Origin of the sequence: Pseudomonas sp. HMSC063H08, from assembly GCF_001813645.1 — a bacterium.
GTDB classification, from domain to species: Bacteria; Pseudomonadota; Gammaproteobacteria; order Pseudomonadales; family Pseudomonadaceae; genus Pseudomonas; species Pseudomonas aeruginosa.
Map to the genome: position 1 here is coordinate 1 of NZ_KV813380.1, position 257 is coordinate 257.

Here is a 257-nt window from a genome sequence, read left to right on the forward strand (position 1 = left end):
TCATCACCCGGGCCGAACGCATGCGCCGCAACTCCATCCATCGCTATCCACCTGAGCTGAAGAGCGCAATCCGCGTCATCAGCAAGCTCAAGCGCACCATTCAGGAGGTCGAGCATGAAGAACAAGATTGAGGATCTGCGTAATCACCTCTTTGCCACCATCGAAGGGTTGCTTGACGAAGACAAGCCCCTGGATATCGAGCGCGCGAAAGCGGTGGCTCATGTGGGTTCGGTGATCATCGAGTCCGCCAAGGTGGA

General features: G+C 56.8%; 1 pseudogene. It reads left to right on the forward strand.

The annotated features are described in order from the left end of the window. Nucleotides 1-131: pseudogene (locus HMPREF2924_RS36340) on the forward strand (HNH endonuclease); the annotation flags it as partial. Nucleotides 132-257: the final 126 nt, after the last annotated feature.